This window comes from Nocardioides sp. NBC_00163 (assembly GCF_045206295.1).
In the GTDB taxonomy this organism is placed as follows: Bacteria; Actinomycetota; Actinomycetes; order Propionibacteriales; family Nocardioidaceae; genus Nocardioides.
Genome location: NZ_CP108155.1, coordinates 4,997,927 through 5,023,710, shown reverse-complemented (window position 1 = coordinate 5,023,710; position 25,784 = coordinate 4,997,927). Strand labels below are relative to the sequence as shown.

Annotated in this window: 28 protein-coding genes and 1 pseudogene; 4 read left to right on the top strand and 25 right to left on the bottom strand. The window is 69.4% G+C overall.

The window, feature by feature from the left end:
• The first annotated feature begins 10 nt into the window (after nucleotides 1-10).
• On the top strand, nucleotides 11-1,123 hold the full coding sequence (locus OG801_RS24075; protein ID WP_406031683.1) for an LOG family protein: 1,113 nt from the start codon (nucleotides 11-13) through the stop codon (nucleotides 1,121-1,123).
• Here the strand turns inward: OG801_RS24075 and OG801_RS24070 are convergent.
• Nucleotides 1,098-2,258, bottom strand: a complete 1,161-nt coding sequence (locus tag OG801_RS24070; RefSeq protein ID WP_406031682.1) for a glycosyltransferase family 4 protein — start codon at nucleotides 2,256-2,258, stop codon at nucleotides 1,098-1,100. The genes OG801_RS24075 and OG801_RS24070 overlap by 26 nt on opposite strands.
• Before the next feature lie 187 nt (nucleotides 2,259-2,445).
• Between OG801_RS24070 and OG801_RS24065 the strand changes: the two genes are divergently transcribed.
• Nucleotides 2,446-2,880 (top strand): hypothetical protein, encoded by a 435-nt coding sequence (locus OG801_RS24065; RefSeq protein WP_406031681.1) that lies wholly within the window; start codon nucleotides 2,446-2,448, stop codon nucleotides 2,878-2,880.
• Between the two features lie 27 nt (nucleotides 2,881-2,907).
• On the opposite strand, the gene rlmN is transcribed toward OG801_RS24065, so the two are convergent.
• The 8 genes from rlmN to rpsB all read right to left on the bottom strand — a co-directional run bounded on the left by rlmN (nucleotide 2,908) and on the right by rpsB (nucleotide 9,507).
• Entirely contained in the window at nucleotides 2,908-4,032 is a 1,125-nt protein-coding gene (rlmN, locus tag OG801_RS24060; RefSeq protein ID WP_355229282.1) for a 23S rRNA (adenine(2503)-C(2))-methyltransferase RlmN, read from the bottom strand.
• Between the two features lie 121 nt (nucleotides 4,033-4,153).
• Nucleotides 4,154-4,552 carry a hypothetical protein gene (locus OG801_RS24055; protein ID WP_355018072.1) on the bottom strand — a complete coding sequence of 133 codons (399 nt, stop codon included), beginning with the start codon at nucleotides 4,550-4,552 and terminating at the stop codon, nucleotides 4,154-4,156.
• Nucleotides 4,553-4,631: 79 nt separating this feature from the next.
• On the bottom strand, nucleotides 4,632-5,135 hold the full coding sequence (locus OG801_RS24050) for a histidine phosphatase family protein (RefSeq protein ID WP_406031680.1): 504 nt from the start codon (nucleotides 5,133-5,135) through the stop codon (nucleotides 4,632-4,634).
• A 15-nt stretch (nucleotides 5,136-5,150) separates the two neighbouring features.
• Nucleotides 5,151-6,059 (bottom strand): phosphatidate cytidylyltransferase, encoded by a 909-nt coding sequence (locus tag OG801_RS24045; RefSeq protein WP_355018074.1) that lies wholly within the window; start codon nucleotides 6,057-6,059, stop codon nucleotides 5,151-5,153.
• Between the two features lie 161 nt (nucleotides 6,060-6,220).
• Nucleotides 6,221-6,775, bottom strand: coding sequence for a ribosome recycling factor (gene frr / locus OG801_RS24040; RefSeq protein WP_406036298.1), 555 nt, complete (start codon nucleotides 6,773-6,775; stop codon nucleotides 6,221-6,223).
• 62 nt (nucleotides 6,776-6,837) lie between these two features.
• Entirely contained in the window at nucleotides 6,838-7,551 is a 714-nt protein-coding gene (gene pyrH / locus OG801_RS24035; RefSeq protein ID WP_355018075.1) for a UMP kinase, read from the bottom strand.
• Between the two features lie 168 nt (nucleotides 7,552-7,719).
• A complete protein-coding gene (gene tsf / locus OG801_RS24030) occupies nucleotides 7,720-8,529 on the bottom strand; it encodes a translation elongation factor Ts (protein ID WP_355018076.1) in 810 nt (269 codons plus the stop codon).
• Nucleotides 8,530-8,577: 48 nt separating this feature from the next.
• On the bottom strand, nucleotides 8,578-9,507 hold the full coding sequence (rpsB, locus tag OG801_RS24025; RefSeq protein ID WP_406031679.1) for a 30S ribosomal protein S2: 930 nt from the start codon (nucleotides 9,505-9,507) through the stop codon (nucleotides 8,578-8,580).
• 421 nt (nucleotides 9,508-9,928) lie between these two features.
• On the opposite strand from rpsB, the gene OG801_RS24020 reads away from it, so the two are divergent.
• The gene (locus OG801_RS24020) at nucleotides 9,929-10,552 is read left to right on the top strand and encodes a peptidoglycan DD-metalloendopeptidase family protein (RefSeq protein WP_406031678.1); all 624 of its coding nucleotides are present in this window, start codon (nucleotides 9,929-9,931) and stop codon (nucleotides 10,550-10,552) included.
• Between the two features lie 130 nt (nucleotides 10,553-10,682).
• On the opposite strand, the gene OG801_RS24015 is transcribed toward OG801_RS24020, so the two are convergent.
• From OG801_RS24015 to rplS, 8 genes are all read right to left on the bottom strand, one after another.
• Nucleotides 10,683-11,645 carry a tyrosine recombinase XerC gene (locus tag OG801_RS24015; RefSeq protein WP_406031677.1) on the bottom strand — a complete coding sequence of 321 codons (963 nt, stop codon included), beginning with the start codon at nucleotides 11,643-11,645 and terminating at the stop codon, nucleotides 10,683-10,685.
• Nucleotides 11,646-11,674: 29 nt separating this feature from the next.
• Nucleotides 11,675-12,847 carry a DNA-processing protein DprA gene (gene dprA, locus OG801_RS24010; RefSeq protein WP_406031676.1) on the bottom strand — a complete coding sequence of 391 codons (1,173 nt, stop codon included), beginning with the start codon at nucleotides 12,845-12,847 and terminating at the stop codon, nucleotides 11,675-11,677.
• Entirely contained in the window at nucleotides 12,844-14,427 is a 1,584-nt protein-coding gene (locus OG801_RS24005; RefSeq protein ID WP_406031675.1) for a YifB family Mg chelatase-like AAA ATPase, read from the bottom strand. The genes dprA and OG801_RS24005 overlap by 4 nt, the downstream gene beginning before the upstream one ends.
• Nucleotides 14,427-14,792, bottom strand: coding sequence for a YraN family protein (locus OG801_RS24000; protein WP_160024477.1), 366 nt, complete (start codon nucleotides 14,790-14,792; stop codon nucleotides 14,427-14,429). Before OG801_RS24000 ends, OG801_RS24005 begins: the two co-directional genes overlap by 1 nt.
• Before the next feature lie 139 nt (nucleotides 14,793-14,931).
• Nucleotides 14,932-15,240 carry a DUF2469 domain-containing protein gene (locus OG801_RS23995; RefSeq protein ID WP_045550889.1) on the bottom strand — a complete coding sequence of 103 codons (309 nt, stop codon included), beginning with the start codon at nucleotides 15,238-15,240 and terminating at the stop codon, nucleotides 14,932-14,934.
• 83 nt (nucleotides 15,241-15,323) lie between these two features.
• Nucleotides 15,324-16,016 carry a ribonuclease HII gene (locus OG801_RS23990; RefSeq protein WP_406031674.1) on the bottom strand — a complete coding sequence of 231 codons (693 nt, stop codon included), beginning with the start codon at nucleotides 16,014-16,016 and terminating at the stop codon, nucleotides 15,324-15,326.
• Nucleotides 16,013-16,915 carry a signal peptidase I gene (gene lepB / locus OG801_RS23985; RefSeq protein ID WP_355018083.1) on the bottom strand — a complete coding sequence of 301 codons (903 nt, stop codon included), beginning with the start codon at nucleotides 16,913-16,915 and terminating at the stop codon, nucleotides 16,013-16,015. Before lepB ends, OG801_RS23990 begins: the two co-directional genes overlap by 4 nt.
• 76 nt (nucleotides 16,916-16,991) lie before the next feature.
• Entirely contained in the window at nucleotides 16,992-17,342 is a 351-nt protein-coding gene (gene rplS, locus OG801_RS23980; protein WP_350661736.1) for a 50S ribosomal protein L19, read from the bottom strand.
• Nucleotides 17,343-17,592: 250 nt separating this feature from the next.
• Between rplS and OG801_RS23975 the strand changes: the two genes are divergently transcribed.
• Complete coding sequence (locus tag OG801_RS23975) at nucleotides 17,593-18,804, top strand: Fic family protein (protein ID WP_406031673.1); 1,212 nt, start codon at nucleotides 17,593-17,595, stop codon at nucleotides 18,802-18,804.
• Between the two features lie 59 nt (nucleotides 18,805-18,863).
• Here the strand turns inward: OG801_RS23975 and OG801_RS23970 are convergent, their stop codons facing one another.
• The 8 genes and pseudogenes from OG801_RS23970 to OG801_RS23935 all read right to left on the bottom strand — a co-directional run bounded on the left by OG801_RS23970 (nucleotide 18,864) and on the right by OG801_RS23935 (nucleotide 25,758).
• Nucleotides 18,864-20,120: an ammonium transporter gene (locus OG801_RS23970; protein ID WP_355018085.1), complete on the bottom strand. Its 1,257-nt coding sequence runs from the start codon at nucleotides 20,118-20,120 to the stop codon at nucleotides 18,864-18,866.
• Nucleotides 20,121-20,276: 156 nt separating this feature from the next.
• On the bottom strand, nucleotides 20,277-20,663 hold the full coding sequence (locus tag OG801_RS23965) for a GNAT family N-acetyltransferase (protein ID WP_406036297.1): 387 nt from the start codon (nucleotides 20,661-20,663) through the stop codon (nucleotides 20,277-20,279).
• Nucleotides 20,664-20,765: 102 nt separating this feature from the next.
• Nucleotides 20,766-21,434: pseudogene (gene trmD / locus OG801_RS23960) on the bottom strand (tRNA (guanosine(37)-N1)-methyltransferase TrmD); the annotation flags it as partial.
• Nucleotides 21,431-21,991, bottom strand: coding sequence for a ribosome maturation factor RimM (gene rimM / locus OG801_RS23955; protein WP_406031672.1), 561 nt, complete (start codon nucleotides 21,989-21,991; stop codon nucleotides 21,431-21,433). The pseudogene trmD and the gene rimM, both read right to left, overlap by 4 nt.
• Nucleotides 21,992-22,167: 176 nt before the next feature.
• Nucleotides 22,168-22,410: an RNA-binding protein gene (locus tag OG801_RS23950; RefSeq protein ID WP_355018087.1), complete on the bottom strand. Its 243-nt coding sequence runs from the start codon at nucleotides 22,408-22,410 to the stop codon at nucleotides 22,168-22,170.
• A gap of 5 nt (nucleotides 22,411-22,415) precedes the next feature.
• Nucleotides 22,416-22,898, bottom strand: a complete 483-nt coding sequence (gene rpsP / locus OG801_RS23945) for a 30S ribosomal protein S16 (RefSeq protein WP_160024482.1) — start codon at nucleotides 22,896-22,898, stop codon at nucleotides 22,416-22,418.
• A gap of 164 nt (nucleotides 22,899-23,062) precedes the next feature.
• The gene (locus OG801_RS23940; protein WP_406031671.1) at nucleotides 23,063-24,136 is read right to left on the bottom strand and encodes an amidohydrolase family protein; all 1,074 of its coding nucleotides are present in this window, start codon (nucleotides 24,134-24,136) and stop codon (nucleotides 23,063-23,065) included.
• Nucleotides 24,137-24,150: 14 nt separating this feature from the next.
• The gene (locus OG801_RS23935) at nucleotides 24,151-25,758 is read right to left on the bottom strand and encodes an FHA domain-containing protein (protein WP_406031670.1); all 1,608 of its coding nucleotides are present in this window, start codon (nucleotides 25,756-25,758) and stop codon (nucleotides 24,151-24,153) included.
• Between the last annotated feature and the right edge of the window lie 26 nt (nucleotides 25,759-25,784).

Below are 25,784 nucleotides of genomic sequence, written 5' to 3'. Positions count from 1 at the left end.
GTTTCTCGGTATGAAGCATCACCGCGGACGGCATGTCGACATCGAGTCGGTGGAGGAGCTCGACGGGCATCTGGCGGCGGGGGCGGGGAGCCTCAGGGGATGGCGGCTGCGGTCGCTGGACCTGAGCTCGCGTTCGGAGACCCTGCGGGAGACCGAGCTGGCCGGCGCCACCTTCCTCGGGTGCACCTTCGCACCCGGGGACGGCGACTACGCCGAGGACGAGGGCGCGCTGGTGATGCCGGTGATCCCCGAGACACCCGTCGACGTCTACCGCTCCCGGCTCTACACCGCCGAGGAGCTCTACGACGACCCGGTCTATGCGCGGAGCCTGGATGCGAGGGCGTACGCCTGGCTGCAGCAGCCGCTCGACGCCGACGACGAGCTCGCTATCACCCTCCACGACCACGCGATCGACGCCGCTCTCGAGGCATGGGTGCGGGCGCGACGCGACGAGGGCACTCGGATCGTCGGGATGATGGGCGGTCACGCGCTGCGGCGCGGCGAGGAGGGCTACGCGACCGCCGCCCGCCTCGCCCAGCACCTGGCGAACCGCCATGTCGTCGCCACCGGCGGCGGCCCGGGAGCCATGGAGGCCGCCAACCTGGGCGCCTTCCTCGCCGGGGCACCGAAGACGGTGCTCGACGATGCGCTCGCGGCGCTGGCCACGGTGCCGTCGTTCCGGCCCTCGATCCGGTCTTGGGCGCAGGTGGCTCTGGACGTACGGAACCAGGTCGAGGGCAAGCCCGGAAGGTCGCTGGGGATCCCGACCTGGCACTACGGGCACGAACCGCCCAACGTCTTCGCCGGGGCGATCGCGAAGTACTTCCGCAACGCCACCCGCGAGGCGGTGCTGCTGGAGGTCTGCGACGGCGGGATCGTCTTCCTGCCCGGCGCCGGCGGCACCGTGCAGGAGGTCTTCCAGGACGCCTGCGAGAACTACTACGCCGACGCGAGCGCGGTCGCGCCGATGGTGCTGGTCGGGCGCAGCTACTGGACCGAGGAGCTGCCGGTCTGGCCGCTCCTGCAGGCCCTGGCCCGTGGCCGCGCGATGGAGGGCCACGTCCACCTCGTCGACACCGACGAGGAGGTCCTCGACGTCATCGCAGCCGGCGCGCCCGGATGACGTCGCGGTAGTGGTCGACCAGGGCGGCGTTCACCGCGCCCCAGGACTTGTGCGCGACGCTCTTGCGGGCCGCGCGCCCCATCCGCAGCCGCAGCTGCGGGTCGTTGTGGAGCAGCGCGACGTGAGAGGCGAGGTCGTCGCGGCTGCCGGGCTCGTAGAAGAACCCGGTGACGCCGTCGGCGACCAGGTCCAGCGGCCCGCCCGAGCGTGGCGCGACGACCGGGACCCCGGAGGCGAGCGCCTCCTGGACCGCCTGGCAGAACGTCTCGTGAGAGCCGGTGTGCGCGAACACGTCGAGGGAGGCGTACGCGGCCCCGAGCTCCTCCCCCTGCAGCACGCCCATGAAGGTCGCGTTCGGGAGCAGGTGCCGCAGTTCGCGCTCCTGCGGGCCGCCACCGACGAGCACGACCTTGTACGCCGGGTTGTGCGCGAGCGGAGCCAGCAGGTGCAGCTCCTTCTCCTGGGCGAGGCGGCCGACGTACCCGACGATGGTCTCCCCGTTGGGCGCGAGCTGGGCGCGCAGATCATGGTCGATGCGGCTCGGGTGGAACAGCTCGACGTCGACGCCTCGCGGCCACAGCCCGGTGCGCTGTACGCCGAGACCCTCGAGCTGGGTGAGGGCCGACGAGCTCGGCGCCAGGGTGCGGTCGGCGGCCGAGTGCGCCTGACGGGTGAGCATCGCCGCGGCCTGCGGGCCGCCGACTGCCTTGTACTTGTCCCAGAAGCCGACCAGGTCCGTCTGGTAGATCGCCACGCTCGGGATGCCGAGCTCCTTGGCCACCAGCACCGCCTGCCGCCCGAGCAGCGCGGGTGAGGCGACGTGGATGACGTCGGGGCTGAACCGGCGCATCACCGCGCGCAGCTTGCGCCGCGTCTCCAGGCCGACACGGAAGTCCTTGTAGACCCAGAACGTCGCACCACGGGTGCGGGTCACCGGGAACCCGGCGTACTCGGTGGGCCCGGTGGGGGCCACGACCTCGACGGTGTGGCCGTCGATCGCGAGATGCTCCAGGACGCGGCGTACGGAGTTCGTCACGCCGTTGACCTGGGGCAGGAACGACTCCGTGACGATGAGGACACGGAGCGGCTCTGAGTTGGCGGCGACCAGCGGGACCCGATCGAGGCTGATGCTCATGTTCCTGATCGTGAGCGCCGTCCGGCAACGTGACCCCCGACTTGGTTGACGGGTCGGTGAACCTCCCGTGGCCAGAACTCCGTACCGGGCGACAGCTGGTCCGGGCGGTGTCATCAGCGGAAACACCGCGTGACTCTCAGAAATCTGGGGCTTGCCGCCCGATCGCTCACTTTGCCACGATCGCGGCATGACCACCGATGAGGAGCACATCCGGCCCGAAGGCGTCGACGACCTCACCGTCGAGGCGCTCGGCTCCATCAGCGAGGCACTCGAAGCGATCGAGATCGCCCGCGGTCATCTGTATGCACTGCATCGCATCACCGGAACGGCCGACCTCACCCTCGGCAAGGGTGTCCAGCAGCTGCGCGAGGCCGGCCACACCGAGCTGGCGGACACGTTCGAGCGCGAGCTCGTAGGACGCAACGTGCTCCACGGCAGGTGGACGTTCCAGATCGTCGAGGAGTACGACGACGGCTACTACGCCACTTTCAAGCGTCTGGAGAAGGAGGCTCGCGAAACTCTCGTCGAGGGCAAGCGGCACCTCTACGAGTCGGAGATGAAGGAAGTACGCCGCACCCAAGGCCGACACGGACACGAGAGCCGGCCCGAGCCAGGGGCTTGAGCCGGCCGACCGTGCAGTCCCGTCGCGCTAGGACACCGACTGAGCGGCGAGCTGGCCGCAGGCGCCGTCGATCTCACGGCCGCGGGTGTCGCGGACGGTGGTGGAGATGCCCTTGGCCTCGAGGCGGCGTACGAACTCACGCTCGTCCTCCGGGTCGCTCGCGGTCCACTTCGAGCCCGGGGTCGGGTTGAGCGGGATGAGGTTGACGTGGACCCAGCCCCAGTCGCCGTAGGAGTTGAGGACGTCGGCGAGCATGTCGGCGCGCCAGCCCTGGTCGTTGATGCCGCGCATCATCGCGTACTCGATGGAGACCCGACGCTTCGTGACGCGCGCGTAGTTCCAGGCGGCGTCGACGGTCTCGGCGACCGAGAAGCGGGTGTTGATCGGGACGAGCTCGTTGCGCAGCTCGTCGTCGGGTGCATGCAGCGAGAGGGCGAGGGTGACCGGGATGCCCTCCTCGGTGAGCTGCTTGATCCGGGGTACGAGGCCGACGGTGGAGACGGTCACATGGCGCGCCGAGAGACCGAGGCCTTCGGGCGCCGGCGAGGTGAGGCGGCGGACCGCGCCCATCAGCGCCTTGTAGTTGGCCATCGGCTCGCCCATGCCCATGAAGACCACGTTGGAGAGACGACCGGGGCCGCCGGGGATCTCGCCGCTGGCCATCTGCCGGGCCGCGACGACGACCTGGTGGACGATCTCGGCGGTCGACATGTTGCGCTCGAGACCGCCCTGGCCGGTGGCGCAGAACGGGCAGGCCATGCCGCAGCCGGCCTGGGAGGAGATACAGACCGTGGCGCGGTCGGTGTAGCGCATCAGCACCGACTCGACGAGTGCGCCGTCGAAGAGCTTCCACAGCGTCTTGCGGGTGGTGCCCTTGTCGGCCTCCTGCTGACTGATCGGCGTCATCAGGTCGGGCAGGAAGGTGTCGACCAGCTCTTGGCGCTGGCCGGCGGGAAGGTCCGTCATCTTCTCAGGGTCGTCGACCAGCCGCTCGAAGTAGTGCACCGAGAGCTGCTTGGCCCGGAACCCCGGAAGCCCGGCCTCCTTCGCCGCGTCCTGACGGCCGGCAAGGTCGAGGTCGGCCAGGTGGCGCGGCGGCTTCCCGCGGCCCTTGGGCGGCGCCATCACCAGGGGCAGGCGGCGCCCCTCCATCGCGGCGGCCTCGGCCTCAGGGCTGTGCGGGGCCGGTACGTTCGCAGGGTCGGGCTCGGTCACGCATCCATTGTCCCACCGGGGTGCGGCGTACGGCTAAACCTGGATCCGGCCCGCTCGGTCAGCCAGTCTTCAGCAGGATCCAGAAGACCAGCGAGCCGACGCCGACCACCACCAGCACGGTGAGGATGATCCCCAGCCAGACGAACTCGGCCAGGCGGCGGGTCTTGCGCGGGATGAGCAGAGCCAGGGGCACCAGCAGGGTCAGCGCCACCCACGGGAACAGCTCCTCGGCCCGCTCCTGACCGACCACCCAGGTCAGCAGCGCGCCCCAGGTGCCGGGCACGAGGATCGCGTACGCCAGGCCGATGTAGAAGCCGACCAGGGCTGCCACGGTCGGGTGCGAGTCGTGCAGCCATGCAGACAGGCCACTGGACCCCGAGGAGTCCTCCTCCGGGCCGTGATCTGCCTCGACGTCTGGATCGGGGTCCACGTCGAGGTCCGCGGGACGCTGGCTCACTCTTCAACCGTAGCGCCGAACGACGACTTCCTTTGGTAAAGAATCGCTGCCCCAACGAACTCTGGGTGATTGCGGCCGATCAGGCGTCGACGGTGATCAGGTCCGGGAAGGCGAGGTCTCGCCACCGGGCGAGATCTGGCGGCGTGCCGGTCAGCTCGCTCACCAGGACTGTCCAGGCCGTGCCGTGGCCGATGAGCACGGCGTCTTCGCCCGCGTGGGCCGAGAGGATTCCGGCAACGGCCTTCGTCACTCGGGCGCGGCACTCCTCGAGCGGCTCCCAGCCGTCGTACGCCGGCACCGTCGGCTCCGCGAACGCCCGCTCGACCGTGGGGTGGAAGTCCTCGACCCAGGCCTCGCCGCGGCGGTGCTCACGGAGAGCGTCGACCACGCCGACGTCGCCGTCGGTGAGGAGCTGGGCGGTCTGCTGTGCCTTCGGCTCGGGCGAGGAGTACCACGCGGCGCCGACCGGGAGCCGGTCACGCAGCGCCCAGACGTCGTCGAACCCGGCCGGGTCGAGCTCCCAGTGCTCCGCGGCGACGCCGCGCACCTGGATGGGTCGTCCGTGGCGTACGAGGAAGAGCATCCGGCTAGAACCCGCTCAGAAGACGGCGTAGTGGAGGATCAGCCAGACCGGGGCGACGGTCGCCAGGAGCGAGTCGAGGCGATCCATGAGGCCGCCGTGGCCGGGGATGATCTGACTCATGTCCTTGATGCCGAGGTCGCGCTTGATGACCGACTCGACCAGGTCGCCGAGGACGGCCATCACGCAGGCGACCACGCCGAGCGCGACACCGACCCACCAGGCGCCGTCGAGCAGCCATACGACCAGGCCGACGCCGGTCGCGACGGTGAAGACCACCGAGCCGGCGAAGCCCTCCCACGACTTCTTCGGGGAGATCACCGGCGCCATCGGGTGCTTGCCGAAGAGGACCCCGGCCACGTAGCCGCCGATGTCGGACATGATCGTGAGCAGGACCCAGACGATGATGCCGCGTACGCCGTCGTCCGAGAGGCCGCCCGAGGTCCAGCCGCCGCCCTCGCGGAGCATGAGCGCGACGAACGAGCCCAGGAACGGCAGGTAGAACAGGGTGAGGACGGAGGCTGCTGAGGTGCGTACGTAGCCATCGACCCCACGCCGCAGCACCCACAGCATGATCACCAGAGCGGTCACCGCGGTGGCCGTCACCAGCGCGTCGGAGCCCAGGAAGTAGGCGACCAGGACCATCACCGTGCCGCCGATCATCAGCGGCTGCTCGGGGACGTCCATGTCCTTGGCCATCAGGCCCCGATGGAGCTCCCAGACCGCGGCCACGACACAGCCGACGACGATCAGCATGAACGCCGTCTTCACGAACATCAGGCTCAGCGCGATCGCGACCAGGAGGACGACGGCCGAGCCGATCGCTGCGGGCAGGTTGCGGCCGGCGCGCCCGTAGTCCTTCTTCGGCGGCTCGGAAGCTGACGGAGAAGGAGACGGCGGCGTCTGGCTCACAAGGGATTCCTTCATGCTCAGGTCTTTCCTCTGGATCCCGACCGCGCCGCTTGTGGGGCTCGACTGCGTCGCTGGCTGGATCTCGACACGCGGTCGCCGCTTCGCAAGCTCAGCGGCGCGCTCGCTCGATCTTTTCGCGTTGCGACCCTGCTCGCTTCGCTCGCAGGGTCACAGGCTCAAACCTCGAGCAGCTCGGCTTCCTTGGACTTGAGCAGCTCGTCGATCGTGTCGGTGTGCTTCTTGGTGAGGCCGTCGAGGCGCTTCTCGGCACCGGTGACGTCGTCCTTGCTGGCCTCGCCGTCCTTCTCGAGCTTCTCGAGACCCTGCTTGGCCTTCTGGCGCACCTGACGCACGGAGACGCGGCCCTGCTCGGCCTTCTCCTTGGCGAGCTTGATGTATTCCTTGCGGCGCTCCTCGGTCAGCTCCGGGAAGACCGCACGCAGGATCTTGCCGTCGTTGGACGGGTTGACGCCGAGGTCGGAGTCGCGGATCGCCTTCTCGACGTTGGCCATCGCGCCGATGTCGAAGGGGGCGATGTTGATGATCCGCGGCTCGGGGCTGGTGAACGAGGCGAGCTGCTGGATCGGCGTCGGAGTGCCGTAGTAGTCGACCAGGATCTTGCTGAACATCTGCGGAGTGGCGCGGCCAGCACGGATGGTGGAGAAGTCCTCACGCGTGGAGTCCACCGACTTCACCATCTTGCTGTCGGCCTCGTTGAGGATGTCGTTGATCACCGGATGCTCCTGTGCGCTCGTAAGTGTTGTGTTGTGGGTGGCGTGTGGGCTCGTGCCGCTCAGCCAGCGGTGACGAGCGTACCGATCTTCTCACCCTGGACGATCCGGTAGACCGCCCCCTCGTCCTCCGCGCCGTAGACCACGATGGGCATCTTGTTCTCCATGCAGAGGGCGAACGCGGTGGCGTCGGCGATCTTGAGCTGCTTCTGCAGTGCCTCGCCGAAAGTGATCTCATCGTACTTCGTCGCCGTCGGGTCCTTCTTCGGGTCGGCGGTGTAGATCCCGTCGACGCCGTTCTTGGCCATCAGGACGACCTCGGCGTGGACCTCGAGGGCGCGCTGGGCGGCGACGGTGTCGGTGGAGAAGTAGGGCATGCCGGAGCCGGCGCCGAAGATCACGACACGGCCCTTCTCGAGGTGACGCATGGCCTTGCGCGGGATGTAGGGCTCGGCGACCTGGCCCATCGTGATCGCGGTCTGCACCCGGGTGTCGACGCCTTCCTTCTCGAGGAAGTCCTGCAGCGCGAGGCAGTTCATGACGGTGCCGAGCATGCCCATGTAGTCGGCGCGGGACCGGTCCATGCCCGCCTGCTGGAGCTCGGAGCCGCGGAAGAAGTTGCCACCGCCGACGACGATCGCGATCTGCACGCCGGAGGCGGCGACAGCGGAGATCTCCTTGGCGATCGAGGCGACCACGATGGGGTCGACGCCGACCTCGCCACCGCCGAAGTTCTCTCCGGACAGCTTGATCAGGATGCGCTGGTAGCGGGTCATGCCGTGGCCTTTCCTGGGGCGACGTCTTGCGGGGTGGTGCATGTGGGGATGGCGTACGAAAGGGCCGGTCCGATGATCACCATTCGGTTCATCGGACCGGCCCCTTTCGTCGTACGTTGCTGCTCAACCTAACTGATCGCGCGCCGTTGGCGCGGAGTCAGGCTCGGTTCAGGCGCCGACGTCGAAGCGGGCGAACTGCTTCACCTGCGTGTTGGCGGCGTCGAGGACCTGCTTGACGGACTTCTTCGACTCGAAGACCGACTCCTGGTCGAGCAGGACGATCTCCTTGAAGAACGCCTTGATCCGACCCTCGACGATCTTGGCGACGGCAGCCTCGGGCTTGCCCTCCTCGAGCGTCTTCTTGGTGAGGACGTCCTTCTCGGCGTCGACCACGTCGGCCGGCACCTCGTCGGAGGTGAGGTACTGCGCCTTGAGCGCGGCAGCCTGCTGGGCGGCCTGCTTCGCGGCCGCCTCGTCACCCTCGTAGGCGACCAGGACGCCGAGGCTCGGCGGCAGGTCGGAGGCCTTCTTGTGCAGGTAGACCGTGGTCTCACCCTCGAAGTAGGCGACCTGGCCGAGCTCGATCTTCTCGCCGATGGTGCGGGCGAGCTCCTCGACGGTCTCGCCGACGGTCTTGTCGCCGAGCGAGATGGCCTTGAGGGCCTCGAGGTCGTTGACCTTGTTGGCGTCGGCGGCCTCGACGATCTGCTGGGCAGCAGCGACGAAGCTCTCGTTCTTGGCGACGAAGTCGGTCTCCGAGAGGAGGCTGACCAGAGCGTTGCCGGAGGCGGCGACGAGGCCGGCCGAGGTGGTGCGCTCCGCGGCCCGGGCGGCGGCCTTGGCCGTGCCCTTGACGCGAAGGATCTCGACAGCCTTGTCGAAGTTGCCGTCAGCCTCGTCGAGCGCCTTCTTGCAGTCCATCATGCCGGCCTGGGTCAGCTCACGGAGCTTCTTGACGTCGGCAGCGGTGTAAGCCATGCGTGTCTTCCTCTGACTTGTTAAGTGGCTTTGGGTGGACGATGAGGCTCAGGCCTCGGCCGGGGCCTCGGCCGAGGCCTCGGGGGTCTCGGCGGGGGTCTCGGCGGGGGTCTCCTCGGCCGGAGCCTCGGTGGTCTCAGCGGCCTCGGCGGCGGGGGTCTCCTCGGCCGCGGGGGTCTCCTCGGCCTTGGCCTCCTCGACGGCCGGGGTCGCCAGGAGCTCGCGCTCCCACTCGGCCAGGGGCTCGTCGGCGGTGGTGGCGCCCTCGGTGCCCTCGGTCTTGCCACCAGAGCGGGCGATGAGGCCCTCGGCAACAGCGTCGGCGACCACGCGGGTCAACAGGCCAACGGCGCGGATGGCGTCGTCGTTCCCCGGGATCGGGAAGTCGACCAGGTCGGGGTCGCAGTTGGAGTCCAGAATGGCGACGATCGGGATCCGCAGCTTGCGGGCCTCCTCGACTGCCAGGTGCTCCTTGTTCGTGTCGACGATCCACACGGCGGACGGCGTACGGCCCATCTCGCGGATGCCACCGAGGGTCTTGTCGAGCTTGTCGCGCTCCCGCTTCATCTGCAGGAGCTCCTTCTTCGTGCGACCCGAGCCGGCGACGTCGTCGAAGTTGACCTCGTCGAGCTCCTTGAGACGGTTGATCCGCTGGTGCACGGTCTGGAAGTTGGTGAGCATGCCACCCAGCCAGCGCTGGTTGACGTAAGGCATCCCGACGCGCGTCGCCTGCTCGGCGATGGCCTCCTGGGCCTGCTTCTTGGTGCCCACGAACATGATCGTGCCGCCCTTGGCCACGGTCTCCTTGACGAAGGCGAAGCTGCGGTCGATGTAGGCCAGCGACTGCTGAAGGTCGATGATGTAGATGCCGTTGCGGTCCGTGAGGATGAACCGCTTCATCTTCGGGTTCCAGCGACGGGTCTGGTGTCCGAAGTGGACGCCGCTCTCGAGGAGCTGGCGCATGGTCACGACTGCCATGATGTTTTTTCTCCTAGGTGGTGGCCCGCGTGTGCACCGCTGGTGGCTCGACCTTGCGTTTCTCGAGGTCGGGCGGGTGTTGGCGCGAGCCGGTCGGTTTTCAGTTTCGCGCCCATCAGTGCTGATGGGCCCTGACGCCTGCACGCGGTCCGACCTGAGCGTTCTGCTCGGGACTGAGGGCCGCGCCCGCGGGCGACCGGCGTCTCGGAGCGAGGCACCGTCGCGGTCTGCTGGCGTGCGAAGTCAGCCCACAGGGGCTGCCGGTCCAAGACTAGCCGCCGACCCGGGTCTCGGGCCAATCCTCCATGACCGGCTCCGGCGCGGGCCGATCAGTGTCCACAGGGGTGTCTCGGGGCGGGGTTATCCACAGGACGTACGCCGCTCGTTGTGCGGGTCCTCGATCCGGGGTTGTCTGCTCGTCATGACCTCGTACCGCCTCTCCGACCGGGCCCGTGCCCTCGTCGCGGCCCTGTTCCTCGTCGTCCTCATCGCCCCGGCAAGCCCAGCCCTCGGAACGCCACGTGCCGAGGTGGCGCCGTCCGGCGCCTCGCTGGGTGGGGCAGTGGGTCACGACGAGGGTCCGAGCCCGGTCGGAGAGACCGACGAGGCCCCCCAGGGCGAATGGCCGCTGGCGCCCCAGCCGGAGGTCGTGCGCCGCTTCGACCCGCCAGATGCTCCGTGGGGTGCGGGTCACCGCGGCGTGGACCTGGCCGGATCGCCGGGCGCGATCGTACGCGCCGCGATGGCCGGGACGGTCGCGTTCGTCGGAGTGATCGCCGGCAAGGCGGTGGTGAGCGTTGACCACGGAGCCACACGGACCACCTATGAGCCAGTCGTGGCCACCGTGGCCGTCGGCGCTCCGGTCGCGGCCGGAGCGCCGTTGGGCCGGCTCGGTATCGCCGGCTCCCACTGCTTCCCCGCCGCCTGCCTGCACTGGGGCTGGATCCGTCACGCCGACGATGTCTACCTCGACCCGCTCCTGCTCGTCGACGCCCCGCGGCCGGTCCGGCTCCTCCCCCTCTGGCGCGGCGACCCGGTCCGGTAGGCCGAATCCGCAGTTGTGGCGGGCTGAAACTGTAGTTGTGGGCGACGAAGCTCGACTTTCGTCACCCACAACTCACTTCTCGGCCCGCCACAACTACACACTCGGCCGACGCGGGTGACGTCTCGGCGGGTCAGGCGCGGGGGTGGGCCTGACGGTAGGCCTTGCGGAGCCGGTCGCTGCTGACGTGGGTGTAGATCTGGGTGGTGGCCAGGCTGGCGTGCCCGAGGAGCTCTTGGACCGAGCGCAGGTCGGCGCCACCCTCGAGGAGGTGGGTGGCAGTGCTGTGGCGCAGGCCGTGGGGGCCGAGGTCGGGGGCGCCGGGGACGTCGGCGAGGCGGCGGTGGACGAGGGTGCGTACGGCACGCTGGTCGAGCCGGCCGCCGCGAGCCCCGAGAAACAGGGCCGGCCCGGAGGACTCGGTGACCAGCTGCGGACGGCCCCGGACGACCCAACGGTCGAGCGCCCGGACCGCGGGGCCGCCGAAGGGCACCATCCGCTCCTTGCGTCCCTTGCCGAGCACCCGGATGACGCGGCGTTCGTAGTCGACATCGTCCAGGTCGAGGCCGACGAGCTCACCGACGCGGGCACCGGTCGCATAGAGCATCTCCAGCACGGCGATGTCGCGCATCCCGACCGGCGTGCCGTCCTCGGCCGCTGTGATGGCGGCGGCGATGAGGGACTCGACCTCGTCGGGGCGCAGTACGGGCGGAAGCGTCCGGTGGGCCTTGGGCGAGCCGAGCGCGGCACCGGCGTCGACCTGCGCCCGACCGGTCCGGACCAGCCATCCGCAGAAGACCCGGGCCGCGGTGGCCCTCCGGGCCAGGGTCGTACGTGAGTGGCCGGTCGTCTGCTGCTTGGCCAGCCAGCTGCGCAGCGTGCGCAGGTCGATCGCCTCGGGCTCGGTGCGGCCCATGCGGCCGGCGTGGTCGAGCAGGCTGCGGATGTCGCCCAGGTAGGCCCGGACCGTGTGGTCGGAGAGCCCGCGTTCGGCGCTGAGGTGTCGCTCGTAGTCCCCGAGCAGCGCGGCGTAGACCTCGGGGAGCTCCGCATCCGCGGAGCCGCCTTCCGGGTCCCCCTCGGGTTCAGCGCTCACCCGGGTCAGGATAGGTGCTTGCTCGGACCTCAGGTGCGAGCCGCGCCCGGGGCCAGCTGCCACCCGTCGGGGAACCGCTCGGCGAGACCGAGCGCCTCGAGTCGCGACAGCGCGGTGCCGGCCGTCTTCGGGTGCAGGCATGCCGACCTCGCGATGGCGAGCTGTGAGGAGGGGCTGCTCACCGGGACCGCATCGAGGACCTGCTTCTCGACGGAGGTCAGCGAGTCGCGGCGGCGTACGGGGCCACGGGGTTCCTCGGGGACCGCCTCCCCCATGTCGCCGACGAGCTCGCGTACGTCGAGACCGTCGGTCACCAGGACGCCTTTGCCACTGCGTACGAGCTCATGGGTGCCGACCGAGGTCATCGCGCCCACCTGACCGGGCACCGCCATTACGGGTGTGTTGATGCTGTAGGCCCAGTGGGAGGTGTTGAGGGAGCCGCTGCGCGCTGCCGCCTCGACGACCACGGTGCCCCGGGCGAGGGCGGCGATGATCCGGTTGCGGGAGAGGAATCGATAGCGGGTGACCGGGAACCCGGGCGCGATCTCCGAGATCACCGCTCCGCTCTCGGCGATCGCGTCGATCAGGCGCCGGTTGCGGAGCGGGTAAGGAACGTCGACGCCACCCGCGAGAACGGCGACGGTGCTCCCCGGTGGGCCGGTGAGGGCGCCTCGGTGTGCGGCCGCATCGATGCCGACCGCAGCCCCGGAGACGGTCACGAAGTCGTTGACCGCGAGGTCGGCCGCGATCCGCGCCGCGGCGTCGGCACCGTAGGAGGTCGCGTCCCGGGACCCGACGATCGCGACCGACCGGTCGAGATCGCTGAGCAGGAGCGGTCCCCGCACCCACAGGCCGAGTGGGGTGCCGGTGCGGTATTGAAGATGCTCCTGACCGGCGAGCCGCTCGACCTGGGTGGGCCACTCCTCGTCGCCGGGGATGACGTAGCGGAACCCGGCGTTGGCTGCCCGCTCCAGGTCGCGGTCGGGGTGGATCTGGGCGAGCCGCAGCCTGGCTTCGAGGCCGTCGTCGCCGAGGTCGGGATCCTCCTCGGCGAAGCGTCGGTAGACCTCGGTCGCGGTGGATCCCACCATGCAGGTGTCGAGCAGCGGGGTGCCGGGCTCGATCAGCTGGGTCAGCGCGATCCGGGCCAGGCGCTCACGCTCGAGGTCGGTGAAGCTCGGTGCGACGGGCGCCGCGGTCACGCCGACCTCCCTTCGAACGCCGACACCGTGAGCGAGCCGCCGTTGCGCAGCGCGAGCGCCGTCTCGGTCTCGGTGACGCCCGGCCAGTCGACCCCGGCGAGGTCGGCAACCGTCCACGCGAGGCGATGCACGCGCACCGCGCCACGACGGGTCAGGGCGCCGGAGAAGATGCGTGAGTCGATGAGCGCCTCGGCCGATGGCGGCAGCGGCCAGTTGTCGCGCAGGGCGATCCCGCTGGCCTGGCCATTCAACCGCCACCCGAAGTCGGCGTAGCGCTCGCGTTGACGGCGCCTGGCCGCCGTGACCCGTTCGCGGATGTCGGCGCTGTTCTCCGAGCCCCACGGGTCATGGTTCTGCTCGGACATCGGTCGCAGCGTGCGGATGATGTCGATGCGGTCGGTGATCGGTCCGGAGACCTTCCGCTCGTAGGACTGGCGCTCATTGGCGCGGCAGATGCAGCCGTCCTTGGTGATCGAGGCGTCGAAGTTGCCGCACGGACACGGATTGGCGGCGAGCACGACGAGGGTACGAGCCGGGAGCGTCACCGACTCCTCGCCTCGCGACACCGTGATGTCGCCGCTCTCGAGCGGCTCGCGCAGGCACTCGATGACGTCGCTCTTGAACAACGGGAACTCATCGAGGAAGAGGACGCCGGCGTGCGACAGCGAGACCTGGCCCGGGCGGACCCGGCCGGTGCCACCGCCGACGATGCCGGGTTTGGAGGCATCGTGGTGGGGAGCCGCGAACGGCGGCCGGGTCAGGAGCCCTCGGTCGACGTCGAGCACCCCGGCCAGCGACTGCACCGCCATCACCTCCAGCGACTCCTCACGCGAGAGATCGGGCAGGATCGTCGGGATCCGCTCGGCGATCGAGGTCTTGCCGCAGCCCTTCGGTCCCTTGAGCAGCAGGTGGTGTCCACCGGCGGCCGCGACCTCGACCGCGAAGCGGGTCTCGGGCATGCCGCGAAGATCGGACATGTCCATGTCGTCGAGCCTGCGGTCACCCCGCCACCCGAGCAGGCTGCCGCCCGTGCCGGTCGCAACCGGCGGCGCGTCGGGCACCGGCTCGCCACGCAGCTCTGCAACCACCTGGCCCAGCGACCGGAACCCCAGGACCTCCATCCCTGGCACCATCCGCGCCTCGGCCACCTGCGGCTCCGGCACGACCACCCGAGCGATCCCGGCGTGGGAGGCGGCGAGCACCATCGGAAGCACACCGGAGGTCGGCCGCAGCCCGCCGTCGAGCGCCAGCTCCCCGATGAAGACCGTGCGTTCCAGCCCGATCGTCTCGAGCTCGCCACCGGCCGCGAGGATCGCCAACGCCATCGAGAGGTCGTAGTGCGAGCCGCCCTTCGGCAGGTCGGCCGGTGAGAGCAGCACCGTGATCCGCTTGGTCGCGGGCCACTCGAGATCCGAGTTGATGATCGCCATCCGGACCCGGTCGCGCCCCTCGGCCAGCACGCTGTCGGCACGACCGACCAGCGTGAGCCCGACCAGGCCGGGCGAGACGTCGGCCTGCACGTCGACCAAGTGGCCGACAGCGCCCCGAAGGGCGACGCCATGAGCTCGCGCGTATCCCATCACAGGCCCCTGACGTGCTCGACCAGCGCCGAGCCACGGGGCGCGTGCATCACCGCGACCAGATCGATCCGGATCCCCGGAGCTCGCACGTCGTGCTGCTCCAGCCAGGCGATCGCCAACCGCTTCAGCCGGTCGAGCTTGGTCTTGTCGACCGCCTCGTGCGGCGTACCGCACCCGTCATGGCTGCGGGTCTTCACCTCGCAGACGACGAGGGTGTCGCCCTCGCGCAGGACCAGGTCGATCTCCCCGTCAGCGCATCTCCAGTTGCGGTCGAGCACGGTCATGCCCGCCTCGACCAGATGCCTCTCGGCGACCGATTCGCCGTAGTTTCCCAGCGCGATCCGCGCCGGCGCCGTTGAACTCATCATGGACCTCCTGCCCTTCGGCTTCGAGGTCCAGACTCATCGCGAGCACCGACAATCCGGGCTGGTTCCGGGGCACCTGGGGATAACCCCGGATCGAGATCGCCCTGTGGACGGTAACTGGCCCGAGATCAGCCGTACGTCAGTCCAGCGGCTGGTCGATGTCGGTCGGATTGAGCGTCTCGACGTTGACGTCCTTGAAGGTGAGCACCTTGACCGCCTTCGCGAACCGGGCCGGCCGATACATGTCCCACACCCAGACGTCGTTCATCGACACCTCGAAGTAGACATCCCCCGAGTCCGTACGCGCCCGCACGTCGACCTGGTTGCACAGGTAGAAGCGGCGGTCGGTCTCGACGACGTACTTGAAGATGCCGACCACGTCGCGATACTCGCGGTAGAGGGTCAGCTCCATCTCGGTCTCGTACTTCTCGAGATCCTCCGCGCTCATGCCGCCGCCTCCGTAGAGGAAAGCGAAGAATACGGACGCGGCGGCCTGAGGTCATTGGTCGCTCGCTGGCGCTCGCTCATGTCTTAAGACTCTAGAGCCAACACCGGCGAAGAGCCGGGAAGACTCCACGAGCGACGGTGATATGCCGACGGTCCCAGGCGCTCCAGCGCCGCGATGTGGGCGGGCGCGGAGTAGCCCTTGTTGTCGGCCCAGGCGTAGTCGGGATATTCGTCGTGGAGCGCGACCATCAGCGCGTCGCGCGAGGTCTTCGCCAGGATCGAGGCGGCGGCGACGGCGGCGCACTTCATGTCGGCCTTGATCATCGTCGTCACCGGCGGCACCTCGACCTCCTCCACCATCTGGGAGACCTCACCGAAGAGGCCCTCCTGCACGGGCGGGGTCAGATAGTTGTGGTTGCCGTCGAGCAGCAGCGCGTCGGGACGTACGTCCAGGGCACTCAACGCTCGCTGACCGGCCAGCCGCATCGCGGCCATGATCCCGACCTCGTCGATCTCGGAGGCCAGCGCGTGCCCGACAGCCGAGTCGACGGCCCAGCGGCGCACCTTCGGCGCGAGCATCTCGCGAGCCTCGGGAGTGAGCAGCTTGGAGTCGCGTACGCCCTGCGGCGCTGTGCGGGTCGCCGCGGAGATCACCACGATCCCGATCGAGACCGGTCCACAGAGCGCGCCGCGCCCCACCTCGTCGACGGCACCGAGATGGGTGACGCCCTCGCGCAGCAAGGACCGCTCGACTCGCAGGGTTGGCGCACTGCTCACTGTGCCGGCACGTCCTCGAAGCTCTCGGGCCGGTGGATCCACTTCGCCCGGTCCAGCGGCCAGCCCAGCGCGACGACCTTGCCGACCACGTTGTCCTCGGGCACCCAGGGCACCAGCGCGCAGTCGGTCTCGTTGGCCGTGCACATGTGGACGGTCGAGTCGGCCGAGTTGGCCCGGTTGTCGCCCATCACGAACAGCGAACCCTCGGGCACCGGTCCGGCCTCCCAGTGGCGGTTGCCGGGCATCGGCCCGAAGCACTCGCCCTCCTTGTTGGGGCGGCCGCACTTGGTCTGGGAGGGCCGAGCGTACGGCTCGTCGATCGGGACGCCGTTGACGATCAGCCGACCCTGCTTGTCGCAGCACTCGATGACGTCGCCGGGGACACCGATGACACGCTTCACCAGGTGGCCGCCCTCGGGGTAGAGACCGATGACCGCGAGCGCCTTGCCGAAGAGATTGCTGGGGCCGGCCGACTCGTCGACACCGAGCCAGGAGCCCGGGTCGGAGAAGACCACGACATCGCCGCGCTGCGGCGTGCCCGCGAGCCAGTAGGACGGCTTCTCGACCAGCACCCGGTCGTCGGTCGCCACCGACGGGCCGCCCTGCAGGCCGGGCTCCATGGACTCCGAGGGGATGTAGAAGGCCTGCACGAACAGGGCCTTCACGACGATCGCGACCAGCACGGCCAGCACGACCAGGACGATGCCCTCCTGCCAGGCCGACAGGCGGGGCTTGTGCTCCTCCTCGCGGCGCGGGCCGTTGGCCGGGCCCGGCTGCTCAGAGGCCCAACGCGGGGCTTGAGGAGAAGACGAGAACGACCGCGATCCCCCCATCTCGGGCCCGTCCCAGCGGGCCTGGGGCCCTACGCCGACGGAAGGATCGCGGTCGTTCGAAGTCACGCGGTGAGTCTAGAGACTCCCTCCACAACGAGCCTCATCGACTCGCAATGCTCAGGAAACCCTCAGACCTCCCGACTCACGCCTCGCGGCGCTCCTTGATCTTCGCCTTCTTGCCGCGCAGGTTGCGCAGGTAGTAGAGCTTCGCGCGACGGACGTCACCACGGGTGACGACCTCGATCTGCTCGAAGATCGGGGAGTGCAGCGGGAAGGTGCGCTCGACACCCACGCCGAAGGAGACCTTGCGGACGGTGAAGGTGCGGCCGATGCCGGAACCGTGGACGCGGATCACGACGCCCTGGAAGACCTGGACGCGGGACCGGTTGCCCTCGACGACCTTCACGTGCACCTTGACGGTGTCACCGGCGCGGAACTCCGGCAGGTCGTCGCGCTTGGCGACGTTGCCGACCTCAGCGAGTACGTTGCTCATCATTTTCTCCTCACGCTCGCCACAGGCCGATCGCGGTCATCCATGCCCTGGTCAGGGCGATCTTTGGCGGTGGTCCAGCCACGCTGGCCGGCGGCGTACGGTTCCCCCTGTGGCAGGAGCCCGTCGCGACACCTCCGGGTGTCATCTTCGGAGCGTGCTTCGGCCGACTGGACCGGCCCACAAGTCTGCCACAGCGCCGCGGAACGCCGGGAATCGAGACGTACGTCGCGCCCCCTGCGAGGATTCCCCCGTGACCGACACCGACTGGCCACCGCACACCTACGTGACGCGCCCCTACAAGCAGCGGATCCCGCGCGGTCCGCGCGTCGACCGGCTGCTCCGCGAGGTCACGGTGGCACTGCCGCCGCACATCGCCGACCTCGACCTGGCGCTGGAGCGGCCGGTGGCGGCGATGACGACCGCCAGTGCGGGCGCGCTGCGCCATCTCGACCTGGTCCACGGCCGGACGATGGACGGGCTCAACCACCTGCAGCTGCGCACCGAGGCGATCGACTCCTCCAAGATCGAGCACGTGGAGGCCAGCCTGGCCGACTACGGTCGGGCCCTGCTCGGCATCGGTGCCAATTCCTCGGCGACCTCGATGGCATCCGCGACCCAGGCGATGCAGCGGCTGATCAGCGAGGCCGACACGACCCGGAAGATCACCTCCGACGCGATCCTGCGCGCTCACCGGGACCTGTTCGTACGCCATCCCGACGAGGCGGCCAACGCCGGCAGGTTCCGCGTCGTGCAGAACTGGGTCGGCGGCTCCGACTACGCGCCCCGCGACACCCTCCACGTACCACCGCCGCCGGAGACGGTTGTCGACTACATCGAGGACCTCGTCGCCTTCGCCAACCGCGATGACCTCTCCCCCATCGCCCAGGCGGCGATCGTGCACGCCCAGTTCGAGTCGATCCACCCCTTCATCGACGGCAACGGCCGTATCGGGCGGGCGCTCATCCACGCCGTGCTCCGACGACGCCGCGCCTCGCGCCACCTGGCCGTCCCGATCGCCTCGGCGCTCGTCGCCCATCGTGACCGCTACTTCGCCGCCCTCAACGACTACCGGGCCGGCACCGCGTCCACGATCATCGCCATGCTCGCCGCCTCGACGACCATCGCGACGACGGAGTCGTGGAAGACGGCCGAGACGCTGGAGAGCATCCGGCGCGGCTGGGGCGAGGCGGCCGGCGACCCACGACCCGGGTCTGCTGCGTACCGCCTTCTCGACCTGCTCACCGAGGAGCCCATCCTCAACGCCGAGCTGGTCACCAAAAGCCTCGGGTACGAGGACCCCACCGAGACGATCGACGGCTTGGAGCGAGCCGGGATCCTCACCCGCACCAAGCGCACCCGCCGCTCCCCCGTCTGGGTGGCGCCGGCGGTGCTGGCCGAGGTCGAGGATCTCAGCACCCGGATCCAGGACCAGGCCCGGCAGCTTCCCTACGGCCCTCGCTGAGATACGCCGCGAGGCCCGCCCCGGCGAACCGGGACGGGCCTCGCGGCCGAAGCGATGACTCAGGCGAGCTCGGAGTAGCCCGGCTCGTGGAGAACGGTGTCGATACCGGCGACCTCGTCCTCCTCCTTGGCGCGGAAGCCGATGGTCTTCTCGATCGCGAAGCCGATGATGAAGGCCACCACGAACGAGAAGGCGATCACGGTGATCGAGGAGAGGAACTGTGCTCCGAGCAGCTTGAAGCTGCCACCGAAGACGAGGCTGCCACCGGTGAGCGACTCCATTCCGAAGATGCCGACCCACAGGCAGCCGATGAAACCGGCGACGAGGTGGATGCCGACGACGTCGAGCGTGTCGTCGAAGCCGAGCTTGAACTTGAGCTCGACGGCCAGGGCACAGATGGCACCGGCGACGAGGCCGAGGACGAGGGCCCAGACCGGGCTCACGAACGCGCAGGCGGGCGTGATGGCGACCAGGCCGGTGACGATGCCGGACGCGGCGCCGACGGCCGTGGGCTTGCCGTCCTTGAACTGCTCGACGACGATCCAGCCGATCAGGGCAGCGGCCGGGGCGATGATCGTGTTGATGAAGATCAGCGAGGTCTGACCCTCGTCGGCACCGAAGACACCGGTGTTGAAGCCGAACCAGCCGAACCACAGGATCGCGGCACCGATCAGCACGAGCGGTACGTTGTGAGCGACCGTCTCCTCCTTGGAGAAGCCGACCTTGCGGCGACCGAGCACGAGCGCCAGGGCGAGCGCCGCGGCACCGGCCGACTGGTGGATCACCGTGCCGCCGGCCCAGTCGAGGGCACCGCCGAGGCCGTAGACGTTGTTGGCGAGCCAGCCGTAGAAGTTGCCCTCGCCGTCCACGCCCCAGATCCAGCGGAAGGTCGGGAACACCACGAAGGTGGCGAAGAAGACCGCGAAGATCATCCACGGCCAGAAGCGCGCACGGTCGGCGACCGCCCCCGAGACCAGGGCGACGGTGATGATGCAGAAGGCGACCAGGAAGGCGTGTGCGCCGAACAGGTTGCCCGCGTCACCGCTGCCCGCGGAGGTCACGAGGTCGGTCATGCCGAAGTCCTCGAAGGGGTTACCGAACAGCTTGCTGCCACCGCTGGTGCCGTTGCCGGCGATGCCGGTGCCGCCGTAGAGGACATAGAGGATCGTCACGACGGCGATCGAGCCGAAGCTCAGCATCATCATCGAGACGACGGACTTGGCCTTCACCAGACCGCCGTAGAAGAAGGCGAGGCCGGGGGTCATGAACATGACCAGGGCCGCGCACAGGAGTTGCCATGCAAGTTCGACAGACATTCAGTGCCTCATTGATTGAGTCTCGGGATGTGGCTGTGACGTCACGCGAGCCACGTCGCTCGTCGTACGTATTGCCCGGCATCGTTGCGACGCAACGTTTCAGAGACAGATGCCTTGTGTTACAGAAAAGTAACAGAGTCTTGGGTTGCCGATCCGTTACCGACGAGACGCATGTGTCTTCGTCATGATGACTGCGCCTGGCGGAGCCTCGAGGTCGCGGCGCAACCGGAACCCCGACTTCTTGTAGATCTTCTGGTTCCGCTCGCTCTTGGCTCCGGTGAATAGCGCGTACGTCGTGGCGGTCGCCGGGGCCACGGCCTGGATGTGGTCCAGCAGCTGACGCCCGAGACCTCGCCCCTGGAGGTCCGGGGCGGTCATCAGCCGTCCGATCTCCCAGACGTCGCCCTCGAGCCGGGCACGGACCGAGCCGACCAACCGGCCGGCGGAGCGGACCACGTAGACGTCGTGCGTCTCCAGAGCGCGCGCGGTGTCCTCGAGCGACTCGTGCAGCGGCGGGATCTCGACGCCGGGGTTGTCGTGCATCTCCTGCACCCAGCAGGCGAGCTGCAGCGTGTGCAGCTCGGGGACATCAGCGCGTACGGCGGGCACGATCTCCCACTCCGTGGCTGCTTGGGATGCGTGGAGCAGGTCGGGGCGGCGTACGGAGGTCCGGGCCACCGCCTGGTCGTGGCGCCACTGCGCGATGCGCTTGTGGTCGCCGCTGAGCAGCACCTTCGGGACCTCGAGGTCACGCCAGGACGCGGGCTTGGTGTAGACCGGGTACTCCAGCAGGCCGTCCTCGTGGGACTCCTCCACGAGCGACTCGGCGTTGCCCATGAACCCGGGGAGCAGGCGTACGACGGCCTCGGTGATCGCCATGGCGGCCACCTCTCCCCCGTTGAGCACGTAGTCGCCCAGGGAGATCTCGCGGACCTCGGCGCGGGTCGCGGCATGGTCGAGCACGCGCTGGTCGATGCCCTCGTAGCGGCCGAGCAGGAAGACCAGCCTCTCCCGGGTCGACAGATCGCGAGCCAGGGCCTGGGTGAACGGCTCACCGCTCGGCGTCGTCACGATCACGGTCGCGCCGTCGATCGCCAACTCGTCGAAGGCCTCGCCGAACGGCTCCGGCTTCATCACCATCCCGGCGCCACCGCCGTAAGGCGTGTCGTCGACGGTGCGGTGTCGGTCGCGGGTCCAGTCGCGTACGTCGTGGACGTGCATCTCCAGCAGCCCCGACTCGATCGCCTTGCCCGGCAGGCTCAGCCGGAGCGGCGCGAGGTAGTCGGGGAAGATGGTGAGGTAGTCGAGCCTCACGTGGCGTCGCCCTCGTCCTCGTCGAACGGCGTGACCAAGCCGGGGCGGTCGGCGATGACGACCTTCTTCTCGGCGAGGTCGACGACCGGCACCAGCGCCTTCACGAACGGCACCAGCGCGTCGCGCCGGTCCGGGGTACGGATCGTCAGCAGGTCCTGGGCTCCCCCATGGACCAGCGCCTTCACCGTGCCCAGCTCGCGGCCGTCCTCGTCGAAGGCGGTCAGGCCGACGAGCTGATGGTCGTAGTACTCGTCGGGGTCCTCGGGAGTCTCCTCGGCCGGGACGTCGGCGAAGAGCAGCGTCCCACGAGCGGCCTCGGCCTCGTTGCGGTCGGTGATCTCCTCGAAGGCGACCTGGAGCACCTGCCCGTGCCAACGGGCGCCCTCCACGGTCAACTGCTTGGCGGCGTACGCCGATCCCTTCGGCGGCTGCGCCCGCAGCACCGTGCCCTCGGCGAACCGCCGGTCGGGCTCGTCGGTGCGCACCTCGACAGTCACGAACCCCCGGATGCCATGCGGCTTGCCGATCCGTCCGACCAGCACCTCGATCAACTCCACAGGAGTGAGATTAGGGGCTGTGGGGTTCCGGGCAGGAATCACCGGTTAACCGGTGATTCCTGCACTTCTCAGGCGTTGCATTGCCAGAGAAGTGCAGGTTTACCCGGTTAACCGGGTAAACCAACGGGCGCCACCCCCGAAGGAGTGACGCCCGTTGTGCGTTGATGCAGCCGTGCTCAGCGACCGCCGTCGACATCGACGAAGTCGATCCGCGCGCCGGCCTTGCCGGCCAGCGCTGAGATGACCGTACGGAACGCGGTGGCGGTGCGGCCGCCGCGGCCGATCACCTTGCCGAGGTCGTCGGGGTGGACCCGGACCTCGAGGACGGAGCCGCGACGAAGCTGCTTGTCGCGCACGCTCACCTCGTCCGGGTTGTCGACGACTCCTCGGACGAGGTGCTCGAGAGCTTCGGCGAGCATGCTGCTCAGGCCTCGGCCTCGGCGGCCGGGGTCTCCTCGGCCTTCGGCTCCTCAGCCTTGGGCTCCTCGGCCTTGGGCTCCTCAGCCTTCGGCTCCTCAGCCTTCTTGGCGGACTTCTTCGTCACGGCCTCGGCACCGGCGGAGGCGTGAGCCTCGGCGAGGGCCTTGTTGAAGAGCTCGAGCTTGTCGGGCTTCGGCGGGGCGACGCGGAGGGTGCCCTCGGCGCCCGGGAGGCCCTTGAACTTCTGCCAGTCGCCGGTCACCTTGAGGATCGCCTCGAGAGCCGGGGTCGGCTGGGCGCCGACACCGAGCCAGTACTGGGCGCGCTCGGAGTCGACCTGGATGAAGCTCGGCTCCTCCTTGGGACGGTAGAGACCGATCTCCTCGATGACAGCGCCATCGCGCTTCTTGCGCGAGTCGACGATGACGATGCGGTACTGCGGAACCCGGATCTTGCCCAGGCGCTTCAAGCGGATCTTGACAGCCACTGTTGGTGGTATTCCTTTGGAATCGAATATGGGTGAAGAGGCCCGTGTCGGTGTGGGGACACCCGTCAGGCAACTTCGGCGGGCACTGTTGCGCTGGGTGAGAGGGTCCCTGCGCACAGGACACACAACTCAGTTTGCCAGAGGTGGCCGGGAGCGGCGAAATCTCAGGCGTAGACCTTCCCCCGGAGTACGACGGCGGCCGGCCGGGCGAGGACGGTGAGGTCGTCGAGGGGGTTGGTGTCGTAGACGACGAAGTCGGCGGGGTCGCCCTCGGCGAGGCCGGGGTTGTGGCCGAGCCACTCCCGGGCGCGCCAGGAGGCGGCGCCGAGGACGACGTCGGCGGGGAGGCCCAGCCGGTGCATCGCGAGCACCTCCCGAGGGAGTACGCCGTGCAGCTGGTCCCCCGCGCCGTCAGAACCTGCGTAGAGAGCGACCCCCGCCTCGTGGGCGCTCATGATCGTCTCGCGACGGCGGGCGTAGAGGTCCTCCATGGTGGCGGCGTACGTCGGGAACTTGGGTGCTGCGGCGGCGGCCAGGTCGGGGAAGATCTCGAGCTGGGCGACGGTGGGGACCAGTGCGGTGCCCTGTTCGGCCATGGCCTCGACGAGATCCGGGGTCAGGCCCGTGCCGTGCTCGATGCAGTCGATCCCGGCCTCGATCAGGCCGGGCAGCACCTCGTGACCGAAGCAGTGCGCCGTGACCCGCGCGTCGTTGTCGTGGGCGACCTTGATCGCCTCGGCGAACGACTCCGCCGGGAAGGACGGCTTCAGGTCCCCCTCGGCACGGTCGATCCAATCGCCGACGAGCTTGACCCAGCCGTCACCGGAGCGGGCCTGCCGCTCGACGGCCTCGGCCAGGCCGTCGGGCTCGACCTCGTCGGCGTAGTTGCGCATGTAGCGCTTCGTACGTCCGATGTGGCGGCCGGCGCGGATCAGCCGGGGCAGGTCCTCGCGGGACTGGACCCAGCGGGTGTCGGCGGCGGAGCCGGCATCTCGCAGGAGCAGCGCGCCGGCGTCGCGGTCGGCGATCGCCTGGGCCTCCGCGGTCTCCTGGTCGACGGCGCCGTCGGGACCGAGTCCGATGTGGCAGTGGGCGTCGACGAGACCGGGCACGATCCAGCCCGAGGCGCCGGTCTCCGCCCCCGACGGCCGCTCGTAGGTGATGCGGCCGTCGAGGACGTACAGGTCCAGCACCTCTCCGTCGGGAAGGACCGGGCCGGAGAAGCGCAGAGCAGTCATGTGACGCAGGTTACCTAGTTGCCCGGCACCTTCACGCCGGCGGCCTCGAGGATCGGGAAGTGCTGGGCGAGCGGGATGACCTGACCGGTGACGACGTTGTTGTCGTCCCACCCGATGGAGGTCGGTACGCCGACGAGCTCACCGTCGTCGTTGACCGCGGCGCCACCGGAGTTGCCGCTGGAGATCCGGGCGGTGACGTCGAAGACCGCCCGATCCTCCCCTTCGAAGGAGAGGATCGTCGCCACGTTGCCCTCGGCGACGGTCGGCGGCTGGAAGAGCACGCCCTCCTTGTCCGCGAAGCTCTCCTTCGGCAGCATCGGGAAGCCGATCGTGGCGATGAAGTCGCCGCGGTCGACCGCGTTGGAGTCGCCGAGCGAGATCGTCGGCAGGTCCAGCGAGGACGGGTTCACCGCGTTGCCCTCGCCGTCGGCGACGATCTGCACGACCGCGCTGTCGACCTCGCCGTCGGACTCGATGACCTTGGCGATGTAGTCGGGCTCACCGACCTTGTAACCCTCGGCCGGGTCGGTCATGTGGATGTTGACGAACTCGGGCGAGACCTCGCCCTTGGCGGCGTACTCGGGGATCTTCGCCGGGTCGGCGACGTGGGCGTTGGTGAGGATCTTGCCGTCCTTGGTGACGATCGACCCGGATCCCATCGCGATGGTGTCCTCGGTCGGTGCGTACGTGATCCAGACGGCGGCCCGCTGCGCACTGTTGAGCTCGTCCTTGGTCAGGCCGGTGTCCTGGGCGGCCGACTCGCCGCCGGGCACGACGAACATCGCGACCACCAGTCCGATGACCACGACCGCGGCCGCGGCGCCGATCCCGCCCCACAGCAGCAGCTTGTTGCGGCGCTTGGCGGCGGCACGGGCGACCTCGACCTCGGCGGCGTAGATCGGGATGACCTTGAGAATCTCGCCCGCGACGGGGTGGCCGAGGCGGATCTCGGTCTCCTCGTCGATCTCCTCCCTGACCAGCGGCTTCCCCTTGAGGAACGACCCGGTCTGGGAGCCGTTCTCGAAGGTCCAGCCGCCAGGGATGGCCACCAGCCGGGCGTGCTGGCGCGAGACGCCCTGGTCCTCCAGCACGACCGAGTTGTCGGCCGCGCGGCCGATGGTCACCGTGACCGGGTGGCGGAAGCGGTGCTCCTTGCCCTCGGCGACCAGCAGCAGGTCGGGTCCGGTCGGTGCGGTCGGCGGCTGGCCGGGAGCGACCGGCCGCGCCATCCCGGGCGCGATCGTCATCTCCGAGATGTCCTGGGTCGCCGACGGCGCCGGGGGCGCGGGCGGGAGGTTGCCGGGCGGGGGCGGAGCCACCGGTGCCGCCCCGGACGGCGCCGCGGTGGCGCCCGCCATCGCCGGCGGAGGCGGCGGAGCCGGCGCCTGGGCACGCGGAGCACCCGCCGCGACCGGCGCGTCGTCGAGAGTGACGGTGATCGTCGAGCCCGGCCCCACCGGGCCGAGCTGGATCTCGGTCGCCCCGGTCAACGGCACCTCGGTGACGCGGCTGCCGGAGACGTACGTCCCTCCGGCGGAGCCGACGTCGACCAGCTTCCACCCGGACGGGTCCGGGCGCAGCTCCGCATGAGCGCGGGAGACGGAGGATGACGAGAGCACCACGTCGGCATCAATCGAACGCCCTATTC